At 52.6% G+C, this 15,597-nt stretch carries 16 protein-coding genes and 1 rRNA gene; 8 read left to right on the top strand and 9 right to left on the bottom strand.

What is annotated here, in order from left to right; genetic code table 11:
- The first annotated feature begins 70 nt into the window (after nt 1–70).
- From ldcC to tilS, 3 genes are all read left to right on the top strand, one after another.
- Nucleotides 71–2,209: a lysine decarboxylase LdcC gene (gene ldcC / locus OGV52_RS11535; RefSeq protein ID WP_046275340.1), complete on the top strand. Its 2,139-nt coding sequence runs from the start codon at nt 71–73 to the stop codon at nt 2,207–2,209.
- A gap of 66 nt (nt 2,210–2,275) precedes the next feature.
- A complete protein-coding gene (locus OGV52_RS11530) occupies nt 2,276–2,665 on the top strand; it encodes a VOC family protein (protein ID WP_016151771.1) in 390 nt (129 codons plus the stop codon).
- 61 nt (nt 2,666–2,726) lie between these two features.
- Nucleotides 2,727–4,019, top strand: a complete 1,293-nt coding sequence (tilS, locus tag OGV52_RS11525; protein ID WP_287108542.1) for a tRNA lysidine(34) synthetase TilS — start codon at nt 2,727–2,729, stop codon at nt 4,017–4,019.
- Nucleotides 4,020–4,073: 54 nt separating this feature from the next.
- On the opposite strand, the gene rof is transcribed toward tilS, so the two are convergent.
- The gene (gene rof / locus OGV52_RS11520; RefSeq protein WP_047417117.1) at nt 4,074–4,334 is read right to left on the bottom strand and encodes a Rho-binding antiterminator; all 261 of its coding nucleotides are present in this window, start codon (nt 4,332–4,334) and stop codon (nt 4,074–4,076) included.
- A complete protein-coding gene (locus OGV52_RS11515; RefSeq protein WP_003018499.1) occupies nt 4,321–4,521 on the bottom strand; it encodes a YaeP family protein in 201 nt (66 codons plus the stop codon). The genes rof and OGV52_RS11515 overlap by 14 nt, the downstream gene beginning before the upstream one ends.
- Nucleotides 4,522–4,709: 188 nt before the next feature.
- On the opposite strand from OGV52_RS11515, the gene OGV52_RS11510 reads away from it, so the two are divergent.
- The 3 genes from OGV52_RS11510 to nlpE are packed head-to-tail and all read left to right on the top strand — an operon-like array spanning nt 4,710 to nt 6,406.
- Nucleotides 4,710–5,252: a YaeQ family protein gene (locus OGV52_RS11510; RefSeq protein ID WP_161623123.1), complete on the top strand. Its 543-nt coding sequence runs from the start codon at nt 4,710–4,712 to the stop codon at nt 5,250–5,252.
- Nucleotides 5,252–5,674: an alternative ribosome rescue aminoacyl-tRNA hydrolase ArfB gene (gene arfB, locus OGV52_RS11505; RefSeq protein ID WP_016151775.1), complete on the top strand. Its 423-nt coding sequence runs from the start codon at nt 5,252–5,254 to the stop codon at nt 5,672–5,674. Before OGV52_RS11510 ends, arfB begins: the two co-directional genes overlap by 1 nt.
- 30 nt (nt 5,675–5,704) lie before the next feature.
- The gene (gene nlpE, locus OGV52_RS11500) at nt 5,705–6,406 is read left to right on the top strand and encodes an envelope stress response activation lipoprotein NlpE (RefSeq protein WP_087121852.1); all 702 of its coding nucleotides are present in this window, start codon (nt 5,705–5,707) and stop codon (nt 6,404–6,406) included.
- A gap of 47 nt (nt 6,407–6,453) precedes the next feature.
- Here the strand turns inward: nlpE and OGV52_RS11495 are convergent, their stop codons facing one another.
- The 7 genes from OGV52_RS11495 to metN form a co-directional block, all read right to left on the bottom strand.
- Nucleotides 6,454–7,278 carry a YaeF family permuted papain-like enzyme gene (locus tag OGV52_RS11495; protein ID WP_287108540.1) on the bottom strand — a complete coding sequence of 275 codons (825 nt, stop codon included), beginning with the start codon at nt 7,276–7,278 and terminating at the stop codon, nt 6,454–6,456.
- 52 nt (nt 7,279–7,330) lie between these two features.
- Entirely contained in the window at nt 7,331–9,049 is a 1,719-nt protein-coding gene (proS, locus tag OGV52_RS11490; protein WP_016151778.1) for a proline--tRNA ligase, read from the bottom strand.
- Nucleotides 9,050–9,162: 113 nt separating this feature from the next.
- On the bottom strand, nt 9,163–9,870 hold the full coding sequence (gene tsaA / locus OGV52_RS11485; RefSeq protein WP_047417110.1) for a tRNA (N6-threonylcarbamoyladenosine(37)-N6)-methyltransferase TrmO: 708 nt from the start codon (nt 9,868–9,870) through the stop codon (nt 9,163–9,165).
- Nucleotides 9,867–10,271, bottom strand: coding sequence for an envelope stress sensor lipoprotein RcsF (rcsF, locus tag OGV52_RS11480; protein WP_016151780.1), 405 nt, complete (start codon nt 10,269–10,271; stop codon nt 9,867–9,869). The genes tsaA and rcsF overlap by 4 nt, the downstream gene beginning before the upstream one ends.
- A 116-nt stretch (nt 10,272–10,387) precedes the next feature.
- Nucleotides 10,388–11,203, bottom strand: a complete 816-nt coding sequence (gene metQ / locus OGV52_RS11475; protein WP_006686809.1) for a methionine ABC transporter substrate-binding lipoprotein MetQ — start codon at nt 11,201–11,203, stop codon at nt 10,388–10,390.
- Between the two features lie 44 nt (nt 11,204–11,247).
- On the bottom strand, nt 11,248–11,901 hold the full coding sequence (locus OGV52_RS11470) for a methionine ABC transporter permease MetI (RefSeq protein WP_016151781.1): 654 nt from the start codon (nt 11,899–11,901) through the stop codon (nt 11,248–11,250).
- The gene (gene metN, locus OGV52_RS11465; protein ID WP_016151782.1) at nt 11,894–12,925 is read right to left on the bottom strand and encodes a methionine ABC transporter ATP-binding protein MetN; all 1,032 of its coding nucleotides are present in this window, start codon (nt 12,923–12,925) and stop codon (nt 11,894–11,896) included. Before metN ends, OGV52_RS11470 begins: the two co-directional genes overlap by 8 nt.
- Before the next feature lie 189 nt (nt 12,926–13,114).
- Between metN and gmhB the strand changes: the two genes are divergently transcribed.
- Entirely contained in the window at nt 13,115–13,681 is a 567-nt protein-coding gene (gene gmhB, locus OGV52_RS11460; RefSeq protein WP_200047974.1) for a D-glycero-beta-D-manno-heptose 1,7-bisphosphate 7-phosphatase, read from the top strand.
- A gap of 364 nt (nt 13,682–14,045) precedes the next feature.
- A 16S ribosomal RNA gene (locus OGV52_RS11455) occupies nt 14,046–15,587 on the top strand.
- Nucleotides 15,588–15,597 lie beyond the last annotated feature (10 nt).

Genomic DNA, 15,597 nt, shown 5'->3' with positions numbered 1-15,597 from the left:
GCTGTGGCCCTTTTTTTTACCTGTGGTTTCACCAGGCTATGATTAACTAAGGTTTTTCCAGGAGGAACGCATGAATATCATTGCCATCATGGGACCGCATGGCGTCTTTTATAAAGATGAGCCCATCAAGGAACTTGAGCGTGCGCTGCAACAGCAGGGGTTTCAGATTATCTGGCCGCAGAATAGCGTCGACCTGCTTAAGTTTATCGAACATAACCCACGAATTTGCGGTGTTATTTTTGACTGGGATGAATACAGCCTGGATCTGTGCAGTGATATCAACCAGCTCAACGAGTATCTCCCGCTCTACGCCTTTATTAATACCCATTCGACGATGGATGTCAGCGCGCACGACTTGCGCATGGCGCTGTGGTTTTTTGAGTATGCGCTGGGCCAGTCTGAAGATATTGCAACCCGCATCCGTCAGTACACCAGCGAATACCTCGATAACATCACGCCTCCTTTCACCAAGGCGCTGTTTACCTATGTGAAGGAAGGAAAGTACACCTTCTGCACGCCCGGACATATGGCGGGAACGGCGTATCAGAAAAGCCCGGTAGGCTGCCTGTTCTATGATTTCTTTGGCGGCAATACGCTGAAGGCCGACGTGTCTATTTCCGTGACTGAACTCGGATCGCTGCTGGATCATACCGGCCCGCATCTGGAAGCGGAGGAGTATATCGCGCGCACCTTTGGCGCCGAGCAGAGCTATATGGTGACCAACGGCACCTCGACGTCGAACAAGATTGTCGGCATGTATGCCGCGCCTTCAGGCAGTACGCTCCTGATTGATCGCAACTGTCATAAGTCGCTGGCGCATTTGCTAATGATGAGCGATGTGGTGCCAATCTGGCTGAAGCCTACGCGCAATGCGCTGGGGATCCTCGGCGGTATACCTCGTCGGGAATTCACCCGCGCAAGCATTGAACGCAAGGTAGAAGAGACCCCTCAGGCACTATGGCCGGTACATGCGGTGATCACCAACTCCACCTATGACGGCCTGTTGTATAACACTAACTGGATCAAGCAAACCCTGGATGTGCCCTCCATTCATTTTGATTCTGCCTGGGTGCCGTATACCCATTTTCACCCAATCTATCAGGGGAAAAGCGGGATGAGCGGTGAACGGGTGCCGGGGAAAGTGATTTTTGAAACCCAGTCAACCCACAAGATGCTGGCGGCACTATCACAGGCTTCTCTGATCCACATTAAGGGCGACTACGACGAAGAGACGTTCAACGAAGCCTTTATGATGCACACTTCCACTTCCCCGAGCTACCCGATTGTCGCGTCGATAGAAACGGCGGCGGCAATGCTGCGTGGCAATTCAGGCAAGCGGTTGATCAATCGTTCGGTGGAGCGGGCGCTGCATTTCCGTAAAGAAGTGCAGCGGCTACGCGAAGAGTCGGATGGCTGGTTCTTTGATATCTGGCAGCCGGAAAGGGTAGATGAAGCGGAGTGCTGGCCGGTAGCGCCTGGTGAAGACTGGCACGGATTTGTTGATGCTGACGCCGACCATATGTTCCTCGACCCGGTGAAGGTCACCATTCTTACGCCGGGAATGGATGAACAGGGAAATATGAGTGAAGAGGGGATCCCTGCGGCGCTGGTGGCGAAATTCCTTGATGAGCGCGGCGTCGTTGTCGAGAAAACGGGACCGTATAATCTGTTGTTCCTGTTCAGTATTGGCATTGATAAAACCCGGGCGATGGGGCTACTGCGCGGCCTGACGGAATTTAAACGCTCGTACGATCTGAATTTACGCGTGAAAAATATACTGCCGGATCTGTATGCCGAAGATCCCGATTTCTATCGTAATATGCGTATTCAGGATCTGGCGCAGGGGATCCATAAGCTGATCCGCCAGCACGATCTCTCCGGGCTGATGCTGCGGGCATTTGATACCTTACCGGAAATGAAAATGACCCCGCACCAGGCCTGGCAGCGGCAGATCAAAGGTGAGGTCGAAACGGTGGCGCTCGATCAACTGGTGGGGCGCATTTCTGCCAATATGATTCTGCCTTATCCTCCCGGTGTGCCGCTCTTGATGCCCGGGGAAATGATCACGGCCAAAAGTCGGGCTGTACTCGATTTTCTGCTGATGTTGTGTTCGGTGGGCCATCACTATCCTGGATTTGAAACCGATATCCATGGCGCTAAACTGGGTGAAGATGGCGTGTATCGCGTGCGAGTCCTAAAAATGGCATGACGACTTGCGTGAACCCATTACGCACGAGTAACGTGCTGGCAGAAAAACGAAAGAGGCGATGACGCTATGCTGGGATTAAAACAGGTTCACCATATTGCCATTATTGCGACGGATTACGCGGCGAGTAAGGCATTTTACTGTGATGTGCTGGGCTTTACGCTAATCAGCGAAGCCTACCGGGAAGAACGTGACTCGTGGAAGGGTGATCTGGCATTGAACGGTCAGTATGTGATTGAGCTTTTTTCTTTTCCATTTCCGCCTTGCCGTCCGAGCCGACCGGAAGCCTGCGGTTTACGCCATCTGGCGTTCAGCGTAGATGACGTGGAAAAAGCGATCGCGCATCTGGAAGCTCACCACGTGAAGTGCGAATCCGTGCGTATCGATCCGTTTACCGGCAAACGCTTTACGTTTTTTAACGATCCGGACGGATTACCGCTCGAACTGTACGAGCTGTAAGTCTTATCATTGTGGCATTAGCCCGGCAATGTGCCGGGCAATGCCATTGTAAGTAACCATCATGACGACACTCACGCTGAACACTTCACTGCTAAATTCTCAATCGATTCTGGTCGCCTTTAGCGGCGGGCTGGACTCCACCGTGCTGCTGCATCAGCTGGTACTGTGGCGAGCGCAAAATCCTGAGGTTGCCTTGCGTGCAATCCATATTCATCACGGATTAAGCCCGCAGGCAGACAGTTGGGTGCAACACTGTGAGTCGGTATGCGCACAGTGGCAGGTGCCGCTGGTGGTTGAACGGGTCCAACTTGAGGATGATGGTCTGGGCATCGAAGCTCAGGCGCGACGCGCGCGCTATCAGGCATTTGCGCAGACCTTACTACCGGGTGAAGTGCTGATGACCGCCCAGCATCTCGACGACCAGTGTGAAACCTTTCTACTGGCGCTTAAGCGCGGCAGTGGTCCTGCTGGGCTTTCCGCCATGGGCGAAAGCTCACCATTTGCCGGAACCCAACTGATTCGACCGCTGCTGGCGCAAACGCGAGAGGCGCTTGAAGTATGGGCGCGACAGCATGAATTATGCTGGATCGAAGATGAAAGTAATCAGGATGATGCCTACGATCGCAATTTTCTCAGATTGCGCGTTACCCCGTTGCTCCAACAACGATGGCCGCACTTCGCGCAAGCCGCAGCCCGTAGCGCCGCGCTGTGCGCCGAGCAGGAGAGTTTACTGGATGAACTGCTGGCCAATGATTTAGCCGACTGCGTGACTGCCCAAGGCACGCTGTTACTGGCACCGTTAATGATGATGAGTGGCGTGCGGCGTGCCGCTCTGCTGCGTCGCTGGCTGGCGGGGTTAAATGCGCCGATGCCTTCCCGGGACGGGCTGGAACGTATCTGGCAGGAAGTGGCGTTGGCGCGAGAAGATGCTTCCCCCTGTTTTCGTCTAGGAGAATATGAGGTCCGTCGCTATCAGTCACAGCTATGGTGGGTTAAATCGGTCGACGGGCAAAGCGAAACCGTCATCCCGTGGTCATGCCGGGAAACGCCGTTGATGCTGCCAGCCGGGTTAGGCTCAGTGCAGCTAATCTCTGCTGGCGAATTGCGCATGCCGCAAGCAGATGAAGCCGTCAGTATTCGTTTTAAAGCGCCAGGCGTATTGCATATTGTCGGGCGTAACGGTGGACGTAAATTAAAGAAAATCTGGCAGGAGCAGGGGATCCCGCCCTGGCGACGAGATACCACGCCGTTGTTGTTTTACGGTGAAACGTTGATTGCGGCTGCGGGTGTTTTTGTGACGCGTGAGGGTGCGGCGGTAGATGAAGAAGGTATGAGTCTGATTTGGCATGCCTGATGGCAGTGCGATTATCAGGCCTGGTCATTTAGGCCTGATAAGGCGCAAGAAAAGCTAAGATTCGCTGACGACCACGGTACCGATTTGCGGGTGGCTGAAGCTGGCAATTTTATCGAGACGAAGCTCCCGGGTTTCACCTGCGACATCTGCGACCAGATACTCCACGTTTTTGCGTGAAACCAGGTCATTCGCTTTCGCCTGCAAAACTTCGCCATCTTTTAGCGCCAGCGTCAGTAACAAATGGTTCTGGCAGGCGAGTTCAAGATTGTCGTAATCATCACAATTGATGGGTTGATACGTTTCATTCATTGACATAATCGCTCACCAGTAAGTTGGCGGCAGCATAGGCCGCTTTTTCCCTGACCGACTCTGGAAGGGCGCTGTCTGCCGCCACTTCATTAAGCACCTTCAATACGCAACCCAGCGCATCCGGGATATACCCTAAGTCTCCGCTGGCGATTTCCGCGTACCGCTTGCGTATTAACTCACAATATTTTTCCACATGCCCTCCTGTCAGCACTCTGACTTAACCGTGGATGCAAGTCTAAGCCTACGAAGATAAACTCTGTTTAGCAAGGTGACTATACCATACTCATTCAAGCAATATCAGCGCCTTGATTGAGGAGCTGTTAGCAGCCTTTTGCCGCGGTTTTCGCTACAATGAGCGCCTGATTCGAAAGGAGTTCTCTCATGGCGCTTAAAGCGACAATTTATAAAGCCGTCGTCAACGTAGCGGATCTCGACCGCAACCAGTTCCTTGACGCGGCCTTGACGCTGGCGCGTCATCCCTCTGAAACCCAGGAGCGCATGATGCTGCGCCTGCTGGCCTGGATTAAATATGCCGATGAACGGCTGCAGTTCACGCGTGGCCTGAGTGCTGAAGACGAGCCTGAAGCATGGCTGCGTAACGACCATCTGGGCATCGATCTCTGGATTGAACTGGGTCTGCCGGATGAGCGTCGTATTAAAAAAGCCTGTACCCAGTCTGGTGAGGTTGCTCTGTTTACTTACAACAGCCGTGCGGCCCAGATCTGGTGGCAGCAAAACCAGAGCAAGTGTGCGCAGTTTAAAAATCTCACCGTGTGGTATCTGGATGATGAACAGCTGGCGCAACTGAGTGATTTTGCTGGTCGTACAATGGCGCTGCAGGCAACTATCCAGGATGGCGCCATCTGGCTGTCTGATTCTCAGAACAATCTGGAAATTCATCTGACCGCGTGGCAGCCGCGTTGATGATTGTTATCTCCCGAAACGTCTCTATCCCTGACAGTGAGCTGGAAATCACGGCGATTCGGGCACAGGGCGCGGGCGGTCAGCACGTTAACAAGACCTCCACGGCTATCCATTTGCGCTTTGACATTCGGGCCTCAGGCCTGCCAGAGTATTACAAGGAGCGTCTGCTGGCCGCCAGCCATCATCTGATTAGCAGCGATGGCGTTATTATCATAAAGGCGCAGGAATACCGTAGCCAGGAGCTAAATCGGGAAGCGGCAATCTCCCGACTGGTGGCGGTGATAAAAGAATTAACCGCGGTGCAAAAAAGCCGACAGGCAACACGTCCTACGCGCGCCTCGAAAGAGCGCAGGTTGTCATCGAAGGCGCAAAAATCCACAGTGAAAGCACTGCGTGGCAGAGTTCGTCGAACGCAAGACTGACGAGCGGGAATAAAAAATCATAAGGAATTCATAGTGAAAACAGCAATATTGTCCGTGGTCGCTGCATGCACGCTTTTTTCCTTGATCGGCTGTAACAACCGTACTGAAGTCGATGTACTACAGCCGACGCGGGCGGCAGAATTAAAACCGATGCAGCAAAGCTGGCGTGGCATTTTGCCTTGCGCGGACTGCGAAGGAATTGAAACCTCTCTGTTCCTGGAAAAAGACGGCACATGGGTGATGAACGAACGCTATCAGGGCGTGCGGGATGAACCGTCCTCCTTTGCTTCTTATGGTACATGGGCGCGCACTGCCGATAAGCTGGTGCTGACTGACAGCAAAGGTGAAAAGTCGTACTACCGGGCAAAAGGTGAAGCGCTGGAGATGCTCGATCGTGAAGGTAACCCGATTGAGTCACAGTTCAACTACACGCTTGAGCCAGTTTCTGCCAGCTTACCGGTGACGCCAATGCCGATGCGGGGGATGTACTTCTATATGGCTGACGCGGCAACCTTCACTGATTGTGCGACGGGTAAAAGAGTCTCTGTCGCGAACAATGCACAACTGGAGCGAGATTATCTGACTGCGCGTGGTGCAACGGATAAGGCAGTTCTGCTTACTGTGGAAGGGCACTTCACGATGGAAGAAAATCCTGATACGGGCACACCAGTGAAAACCTTAAGAGCGGATAAAGAAATTAAGTTTATCCCTGGCCAGAGTTGCGATGATTAATCTGCAGCTTATAAAAACTGTCCGGCGATCGCCCGGACAGTTTTTCCTTATCGGATCAATCCAACAAAACGGCTGGTTTTGATATAAATCCCTAACTTCAGGTGGCCGATATACTGTAGTTGCGTTTCAGACTTAAAAGCGGAAATGTCACCTTCGCGCATATGCATCAGGTCGGAAGGGCTAATCCAACCCGGCTGCGCCATTGTTAGCGGGTGCCCGGCTGTGGCAAACGCATCGGTTACGAATTCGGAGCAAAACCACGCCTTCTTTTCTCCTTCACTGGTATTGTTCAACTGTGCTTTTGCCAGCCCGCTGACGCATTGCTGGCGAAAATCCTCTGAGAAAGGATTCAATGAACATATTTGCCGGGTCACCATAAACGGAATAAATTCGACGATGCCACGGTAGTTATAGCCGCTATCTTTGATTTTATAAGCGAATGTTTTGATTTCTTCGGCCTGCTGCGGTGTGAGGTTGGGGACCCGCAGAGCAAAAAGCTTATCGCTGTGATTTTCAGCCTTTTTGAGCGAAATGATTTGTACTCCCGCCCCGGTCGCTTCGGCAACTTCATTATCGCCAAGGTAAACGGCGACATGGCTGACAGAAGAGGTGCTGAACGCGCGAATACCAAATGAGGTCACCCCAAGACTAGAGGAAAACAGCAGGTCGCCCGGCCTGAGGTCGGTATCCGTAATTTCATGCAGCGCTTGATCGGTAAATGAGCTTTGATGCTGGAGTTTTATCTCCCATTTCTTTGCCTGGGCATCAACAGCGGTTGCTGATGAATTTTGCTGACTGACGTCAATCGTGCAGGCTGAAAGCAGAAGAACGAAGGGGAGGCGCAGGCGGTAATACGCCGTTGGTTTAGCCATTTTATACAATCCATGTAAAAAAGGCCCTGATCCTCAGGGCCTTGTGCTGGTATTAGCCTTTAATAGCTTTGACCAGGTAGTCGACGATGTCGCCGGTTTTAATCAGCTCTTTCTCGCCGTTACGACGGTATTTGTATTCGATATCGTCGTTGTCGAGGTTACGGTCGCCCAGCACGATGGTATGCGGAATACCGATGAGCTCCATATCAGCAAACATCACGCCTGGACGCTCTTTACGATCGTCCATCAGCACTTCAATACCCTGCGCGCGCAGCTCCGCGTACAGCTTCTCAGCCAGCTCCTGCACACGGTAGGATTTGTGCATGTTCATCGGCAGAATAGCAACCTGGAACGGGGCAATGGCGTCTGGCCATACAATGCCGCGATCGTCGTAGTTCTGTTCAATCGCAGCAGCCACAACGCGAGTGACCCCGATACCGTAGCAGCCCATGGTCAGCGTCTGGTTACGACCATCTTCTCCCTGAACGGCGGCTTTCATCGCTTCAGAGTACTTGGTACCCAACTGGAAGATGTGGCCCACTTCGATACCGCGTTTGATCATCAGCGTACCTTTGCCATCCGGGCTTGGATCGCCGGCGACCACGTTACGAATGTCAGCCACTTCCGGGGTGGCCACGTCACGATCCCAGTTGATACCGAAATAGTGTTTACCGTCGATGTTGGCACCGGCAGCAAAATCGCTCATTACCGCAACGGTACGGTCGATAACCACCGGAATCGGCATGTTCACCGGACCCAGAGATCCAGGACCTGCTTTAACCAGCGCACGAATTTCTTCTTCGGTGGCGAAGGTCAGCGGGCTGGCAACCTGCGGCAGTTTTTCCGCCTTGACTTCGTTCAGCTCGTGATCGCCACGAACCAGCAGCGCAACCAGCGGGTAGCTGCTGCCTTCAACCGCTTTCACCAGCAGGGTTTTCACGGTTTTCTCGATAGGCAGGTTGAATTGTTCAACCAGCTCGGCGATAGTTTTAGCGTTCGGCGTATCAACCAGCGTCATTTCCTGCGTTGCAGCGGCGCGCGGTTCTTTCGGTGCAACAGCTTCGGCAAACTCGATGTTTGCCGCATAGTCGGAAGAGTCAGAGAAGATCACATCGTCTTCACCGCTCTGCGCCAGCACCTGGAATTCGTGAGAGGCGCTGCCACCGATAGAACCGGTATCCGCTTGTACCGCACGGAAATCCAGCCCCATACGGCTGAAGATTTTGCTGTACGCAGCGTACATCGCGTCGTAGGTTTCCTGCAGAGATTCCTGAGAGGTGTGGAAAGAGTAGGCATCTTTCATCAGGAATTCGCGGGAACGCATCACGCCGAAGCGCGGACGCACTTCGTCACGGAATTTGGTCTGGATCTGATAGAAGTTCAGCGGCAGCTGTTTGTAAGAGCTCAGCTCATTACGGATCAGGTCGGTGATCACTTCTTCATGCGTTGGGCCGAGTACGAACGAACGATCGCCACGGTCAGCAATACGCAGCAGTTCCGGGCCGTATTGTTCCCAACGGCCGCTCTCTTCCCACAGTTCAGAAGGCTGAACGACCGGCATCAACACCTCGATCGCACCGGCGTTGTTCATCTCTTCACGCACGATGTTTTCGACTTTTTTCAGGACGCGCACGCCGGTCGGCAGCCAGGTATATAACCCGGAGGCCAGCTTGCGGATCATCCCGGCGCGCAGCATCAGCTGGTGGCTGATGACCTCGGCGTCGGCAGGTGTCTCCTTCAGAGTGGAGAGCAGATATTGGCTAGTACGCATGTTGTTACGGTTCCAGTTGAACGATCGAACAGGCTCAAAATGAGCCTGGCACAAAACAAAAGTGGTTTAGTTTACCAGCGAGAAGGGGATGTCAAAAGAGTACGCGATGCAAATTAGCGGGCTTCCAGAGCAAAGACCTCAAATCCTGACGGTGTCACGCGCCAGCGGACGTTAAAGTCCAGCAACCAGACGGCATAGGTTTTGCCTTCTTCCTCGTTTTTACGGTAGGCAGGACGCGGATCCTGCGCCAGCACTTCGGCAATAAACTGACGAAGATGCGGGTAACGCTGTTCGAGCTTTGGTAGTTGCTCAGCGAGCTCTTCACTGAACGTCACGTCTACACTGGCCTGCGGCGCGTCCTGAGCATAGCTGGCGCGAGCATCAGGCAGCGATTCGGCAAACGGCAGATACGGTTTTATATCCACTACCGGCGTGCCATCAACAAGATCCAGCCCGCCGAGCTCAAGGATTACATGCTCTTTATGGCAACGGATGCCCCGCAGCTCAACCAACGACATGCCAACAGGGTTCGGACGAAACGTTGAACGCGTGGCAAAGACGCCCATTCTGGCATTGCCGCCAAGACGGGGAGGGCGCACGGTTGGACGCCATCCACCTTCCATTGTCTGGTGAAAAACAAAAATCACCCACAAATGGCTGAAGGCTTCCAGGCCGCGAACGGCATCGGCCTGGTTATAAGGTGCGAGCAAATGCAGTTCACCGCTGGCACTTTTCACCAGACCTGGCTGGCGTGGAACGGCGAACTTTTCTTTATAAGGTGAGCGGATAACGCCTATTTGCTCGAACTGAAAATGGCTCATTTCGCCGAAATGTTCAGTGCAGAACCGATGCAAACCGCCTGGCGATAGCAACCCGGCGTTCCGCTGGTTACTTCGCAACTGTGCAGCAATACCGCATTTGCTTTCATTTTAGATGCGTTAATCTGCATGCGTTTGCGTGCGGTTGGAATGCTCGGTGGAGAATCCTGGTTGGATGCCTGGCAGGATTCGCCGCTGACTTCGCCGAGATCGCGGAACGGTTTGCCAACTAAATCTTCAGCGTTAGTAATGATTCTTACCGGCGCCGCGCGCGGTGCTTTGGGTTTTTCCGGCTCCGCTTTAGGCGGGGTAGCGGTGCTTTGAACGGGTTCAACAGGGGATCTGCTTAACATAGAACAGCCGCTCAGCATGAGTGCTACTAAACAGATCGGTAAAGCACGCATAATATTTCCTCAATGAATGATCTAAACGTCAGATATTGAATCAGGTGCTTGCATAAATGACAAGACGGGCAAGCGCCCGTCCTGATGATATTACAGATTCTGGAAACAGCCTAAAATTACCAGCCCTTAACAGCACCGCCGTTGAAGACTTTGTTTGCTGCTTCGTACACTTCGTCAGACTGGTATGCCTGAACGAATTTCTTCACATTCTCAGCATCTTTATTGTCTTCACGAGTCACGATCAGGTTTACGTACGGAGAATCTTTATCTTCAACAAAGATACCGTCTTTAGCCGGGGTCAGGCCGATCTGGCTGGCGTAGGTCGTGTTGATGACCGCCAGTGCGATTTGTGCATCGTCCAGGGAACGCGGCAGCTGCGGCGCTTCCAGTTCAACCAGCTTCAGGTTTTTCGGGTTTTCAATCACGTCCAGCGCGGTCGGCAGCAGACCAACACCGTCTTTCAGTTTGATTAAGCCCACTTTTTGCAGCAGCAGCAGGGAGCGGCCAAGGTTAGTCGGATCGTTTGGAATCGCGACCTGAGAACCTTCCTGCAACTCATCCAGTGACTTGATTTTTTTAGAGTAGCCCGCAATCGGGTAAACAAAAGTATTACCTGCGGCAACCAGTTTGTAGCCGCGATCTTTGATCTGTTGATCCAGATACGGTTTGTGCTGGAAGGCGTTAGCATCGATATCGCCTTTGCTCAGTGCTTCGTTAGGCAGGACGTAATCGTTAAACGTGACCAGCTCAACGTCCAGACCGTATTTTTCTTTAGCCACTTTCTGCGCGACTTCTGCGACCTGCTGCTCTGCGCCAACAATAACGCCCACTTTGATGTGGTTAGGATCTTTTTCATCCTGACCGCAACCCACAAGTGCCAGAGAACCGATCAGGGCTCCAACTGCCGCAAAGGTTTTGAATTTGAACGCCATGCTTATTTCCTTTTCTTAATGAGTTTTTAGTGTTGTGTGCAACGTTATTTGTGCGTGACAGCCCGGACGATGCGATCGCCGGATAACTGAATTAAATAAACCAGAATGACGAGCAATACCAGCACTGTATTCATGACGGTAGCGTTGTAGCCAATATAACCGTACTGATAACCAATCTGGCCAAGACCACCGGCACCGACGGCACCGCCCATCGCGGAATACCCCACCAGCGTGATAAGGGTGATGGTGGCCGCATTGACCAGTCCAGGCAGTGCTTCTGGTAGTAATACCTTACGTACAATTTGCAGCGGCGTGGCACCCATTGCACGAGAGGCTTCAATCAGCCCGGTCGGGATTTCGAGCAGCGCGTTTTCCACCATACGGGCGATAAACGGCGCGGCGCCGACGGTCAGCGGGACGATAGCGGCCTGCAGCCCAATAGAGGTGCCAACGATCATGCGGGTGAACGGAATCATCCACACCAGCAAGATAATGAACGGGATGGAACGGAAAATATTCACCAGTGCAGAGAGCGTGCGGTAGAGCTTCGCGTTCTCAATGATTTGCCCCGGCCGCGTTACGTACAGCAACACGCCAACCGGCAGGCCAATCACAAAACCAAAAAAACCGGACACAAAGGTCATTGCCAGCGTTTCCCATACGCCGCGAACCAGTAGCCACATCATCGGCTCAGACATAACCCAGTACCTCTACTTTTACATGGTGTTCCTGCAACCAGTTAATGGCCGCTTGTGTATCTTCCTGTGTGCCGTGCATTTCAGTCAGCATGATGCCGAACTTCACGCCGCCGGCGTAATCCATCTGCGCGCTAATAATGTTGTTATTCACATTAAAGCGACGGGCCGTCTCAGAAAGTAATGGCGCATCAACCGAATGACCGGTGAATTCCATGCGCAGCATTGGCACGCTGTCGGCTTCTGGCTTTGCTTTTAAACGTTCCAGATAATCTTCCGGGATATCCAGGTGTAGCGTGGACTGGATAAATTTCTGTGCCAGCGGCGTTTTCGGGTGGGAGAACACTTCGCTGACGGTGTCCTGCTCAATCAGCTCACCATTACTGATGACCGCCACGCAGTCACAAATGCGTTTTACAACGTCCATCTCATGGGTAATCAGCAGAATGGTGAGTCCCAAACGACGGTTAATGTCTTTCAATAATTCCAGAATCGAGCGGGTTGTTGCCGGATCGAGTGCGCTGGTGGCTTCATCACACAGCAACACTTTTGGATTGCTGGCCAGCGCACGCGCAATCGCCACTCGCTGTTTTTGTCCACCGGAAAGGTTGGCCGGGTAGCTGTCGTGCTTGTCGCCAAGGCCGACTAAATCCAGCAGTTCTGTTACACGGCGTTTGATCTCTTCCTTTGGCGTGTTATCCAGTTCCAGCGGCAGCGCGACGTTGCCAAACACAGTACGGGAAGAGAGCAGGTTAAAGTGTTGGAAAATCATGCCGATTTGACGGCGAGCTTTAGTCAGCTCGGATTCAGAAAGCGTCGTCAGCTCCTGACCGCCAACCTGAACACTGCCTTCGGTTGGGCGTTCAAGTAAGTTAACGCAGCGAATGAGCGTACTTTTACCGGCACCGGAGGCGCCAATGACGCCATAAATCTGCCCGGCAGGAACGTGCAGGCTGACTTTATTTAGCGCCTGAATGGTGCGAGTCCCCTGCTGGAACACTTTGGTGATATTCGAAAGTTTAATCATTGGTTATTTATTATCGTAATTAAGTTAGCCGTGGCATTTTCGTCTGTCTGGGACGGTCGAAGCCGTCAACAAGATGGATGTTAAGGCATCCAGACGTCTAAATCAATCTAGCTTTGCACGATGAGCACTTTCTTGCCCGCCGAAACATGCGATACTAGAGCCACATGCCTTATTCAGGAGCTATAAAAGGTGGCAAAATCTGTACCCGCAATTTTTCTCGACCGCGACGGCACCATTAATGTGGACCACGGTTACGTACATGAGATTGACGAGTTCGAGTTTATCGACGGCGTTATTGATGCCATGCGTGAACTTAAAAATATGGGTTACGCGCTCATTATCGTGACAAACCAGTCTGGTATCGCTCGTGGCAAATTTACTGAGTCACAGTTTGAAACGTTGACCGAATGGATGGACTGGTCGCTGGCCGATCGCGACGTTGATTTGGATGGTATCTACTATTGCCCGCATCATCCGCAGGGCACAGTAGAAGAGTATCGTCAGGTCTGCGACTGTCGTAAACCGCATCCTGGAATGTTGATCTCCGCCCGAGACTTCCTGCATATCGATATGGCCGCTTCCTATATGGTAGGCGACAAGATAGAAGATATGCAGGCAGCGGCAGCGGCGAATGTTGGAACGAAGGTTCTGGTGCGCACGGGTAAACCTGTTACGCCGGAAGCAGAAAATGCGGCAGATTTGGTCATAAATAGTCTGGCAGACCTGCCAATGGCGATAAAAAAGCAGCAAAAGTAAGCGTAATGGATAAAAGGTGAGCGGTTGAAACAAAAATGCATTTTTCCGCTTGTCTTCCTGAGTCGACTCCCTATAATGCGCCTCCATCGACACGGCGGATGTGAATCACTTCACACAAACAGCCGGTTCGGTTGAAGAGAAAAACCTGAAAATGAGGGTTGACTCTGAAAGAGGAAAGCGTAATATACGCCACCTCGCGACAGAGCGCTAAAGCGCGTCGCAACTGCTCTTTAACAATTTATCAGACAATCTGTGTGGGCACTCGAAGATACGGATTCTTAACGTCGCAAGACGAAAAATGAATACCAAGTCTCTGAGTGAACACGTAATTCATTACGAAGTTTAATTCACGAGCATCAAACTTAAATTGAAGAGTTTGATCATGGCTCAGATTGAACGCTGGCGGCAGGCCTAACACATGCAAGTCGAACGGTAGCACAGAGGAGCTTGCTCCTTGGGTGACGAGTGGCGGACGGGTGAGTAATGTCTGGGAAACTGCCCGATGGAGGGGGATAACTACTGGAAACGGTAGCTAATACCGCATAACGTCGCAAGACCAAAGAGGGGGACCTTCGGGCCTCTTGCCATCGGATGTGCCCAGATGGGATTAGCTAGTAGGTGGGGTAACGGCTCACCTAGGCGACGATCCCTAGCTGGTCTGAGAGGATGACCAGCCACACTGGAACTGAGACACGGTCCAGACTCCTACGGGAGGCAGCAGTGGGGAATATTGCACAATGGGCGCAAGCCTGATGCAGCCATGCCGCGTGTATGAAGAAGGCCTTCGGGTTGTAAAGTACTTTCAGCGAGGAGGAAGGCATTGTGGTTAATAACCGCAGTGATTGACGTTACTCGCAGAAGAAGCACCGGCTAACTCCGTGCCAGCAGCCGCGGTAATACGGAGGGTGCAAGCGTTAATCGGAATTACTGGGCGTAAAGCGCACGCAGGCGGTCTGTCAAGTCGGATGTGAAATCCCCGGGCTCAACCTGGGAACTGCATCCGAAACTGGCAGGCTAGAGTCTTGTAGAGGGGGGTAGAATTCCAGGTGTAGCGGTGAAATGCGTAGAGATCTGGAGGAATACCGGTGGCGAAGGCGGCCCCCTGGACAAAGACTGACGCTCAGGTGCGAAAGCGTGGGGAGCAAACAGGATTAGATACCCTGGTAGTCCACGCCGTAAACGATGTCGACTTGGAGGTTGTGCCCTTGAGGCGTGGCTTCCGGAGCTAACGCGTTAAGTCGACCGCCTGGGGAGTACGGCCGCAAGGTTAAAACTCAAATGAATTGACGGGGGCCCGCACAAGCGGTGGAGCATGTGGTTTAATTCGATGCAACGCGAAGAACCTTACCTACTCTTGACATCCAGAGAAGTTTGCAGAGATGCGAACGTGCCTTCGGGAACTCTGAGACAGGTGCTGCATGGCTGTCGTCAGCTCGTGTTGTGAAATGTTGGGTTAAGTCCCGCAACGAGCGCAACCCTTATCCTTTGTTGCCAGCGGTTCGGCCGGGAACTCAAAGGAGACTGCCAGTGATAAACTGGAGGAAGGTGGGGATGACGTCAAGTCATCATGGCCCTTACGAGTAGGGCTACACACGTGCTACAATGGCATATACAAAGAGAAGCGACCTCGCGAGAGCAAGCGGACCTCATAAAGTATGTCGTAGTCCGGATTGGAGTCTGCAACTCGACTCCATGAAGTCGGAATCGCTAGTAATCGTGGATCAGAATGCCACGGTGAATACGTTCCCGGGCCTTGTACACACCGCCCGTCACACCATGGGAGTGGGTTGCAAAAGAAGTAGGTAGCTTAACCTTCGGGAGGGCGCTTACCACTTTGTGATTCATGACTGGGGTGAAGTCGTAACAAGGTAACCGTAGGGGAACCTGCGGTTGGATCACCTCCTTACCTTAAAGAA

The organism is Citrobacter sp. Cb041, assembly GCF_030336655.1.
Lineage (GTDB): Bacteria > Pseudomonadota > Gammaproteobacteria > Enterobacterales > Enterobacteriaceae > Citrobacter > Citrobacter braakii.
This window is presented reverse-complemented; position numbering and strand designations above follow the sequence as displayed.

Coding starts and splice junctions, on each gene's coding strand:
- ldcC (WP_046275340.1), top strand. CDS start 71: ATGAATATCATTGCCATCATGGGACCGCATGGCGTCTTTTATAAAGAT.
- OGV52_RS11530 (WP_016151771.1), top strand. CDS start 2,276: ATGCTGGGATTAAAACAGGTTCACCATATTGCCATTATTGCGACGGAT.
- tilS (WP_287108542.1), top strand. CDS start 2,727: ATGACGACACTCACGCTGAACACTTCACTGCTAAATTCTCAATCGATT.
- rof (WP_047417117.1), bottom strand. CDS start 4,334: ATGTCAATGAATGAAACGTATCAACCCATCAATTGTGATGATTACGAC.
- OGV52_RS11510 (WP_161623123.1), top strand. CDS start 4,710: ATGGCGCTTAAAGCGACAATTTATAAAGCCGTCGTCAACGTAGCGGAT.
- arfB (WP_016151775.1), top strand. CDS start 5,252: ATGATTGTTATCTCCCGAAACGTCTCTATCCCTGACAGTGAGCTGGAA.
- OGV52_RS11495 (WP_287108540.1), bottom strand. CDS start 7,278: ATGGCTAAACCAACGGCGTATTACCGCCTGCGCCTCCCCTTCGTTCTT.
- proS (WP_016151778.1), bottom strand. CDS start 9,049: ATGCGTACTAGCCAATATCTGCTCTCCACTCTGAAGGAGACACCTGCC.
- tsaA (WP_047417110.1), bottom strand. CDS start 9,870: ATGAGCCATTTTCAGTTCGAGCAAATAGGCGTTATCCGCTCACCTTAT.
- rcsF (WP_016151780.1), bottom strand. CDS start 10,271: ATGCGTGCTTTACCGATCTGTTTAGTAGCACTCATGCTGAGCGGCTGT.
- metQ (WP_006686809.1), bottom strand. CDS start 11,203: ATGGCGTTCAAATTCAAAACCTTTGCGGCAGTTGGAGCCCTGATCGGT.
- OGV52_RS11470 (WP_016151781.1), bottom strand. CDS start 11,901: ATGTCTGAGCCGATGATGTGGCTACTGGTTCGCGGCGTATGGGAAACG.
- metN (WP_016151782.1), bottom strand. CDS start 12,925: ATGATTAAACTTTCGAATATCACCAAAGTGTTCCAGCAGGGGACTCGC.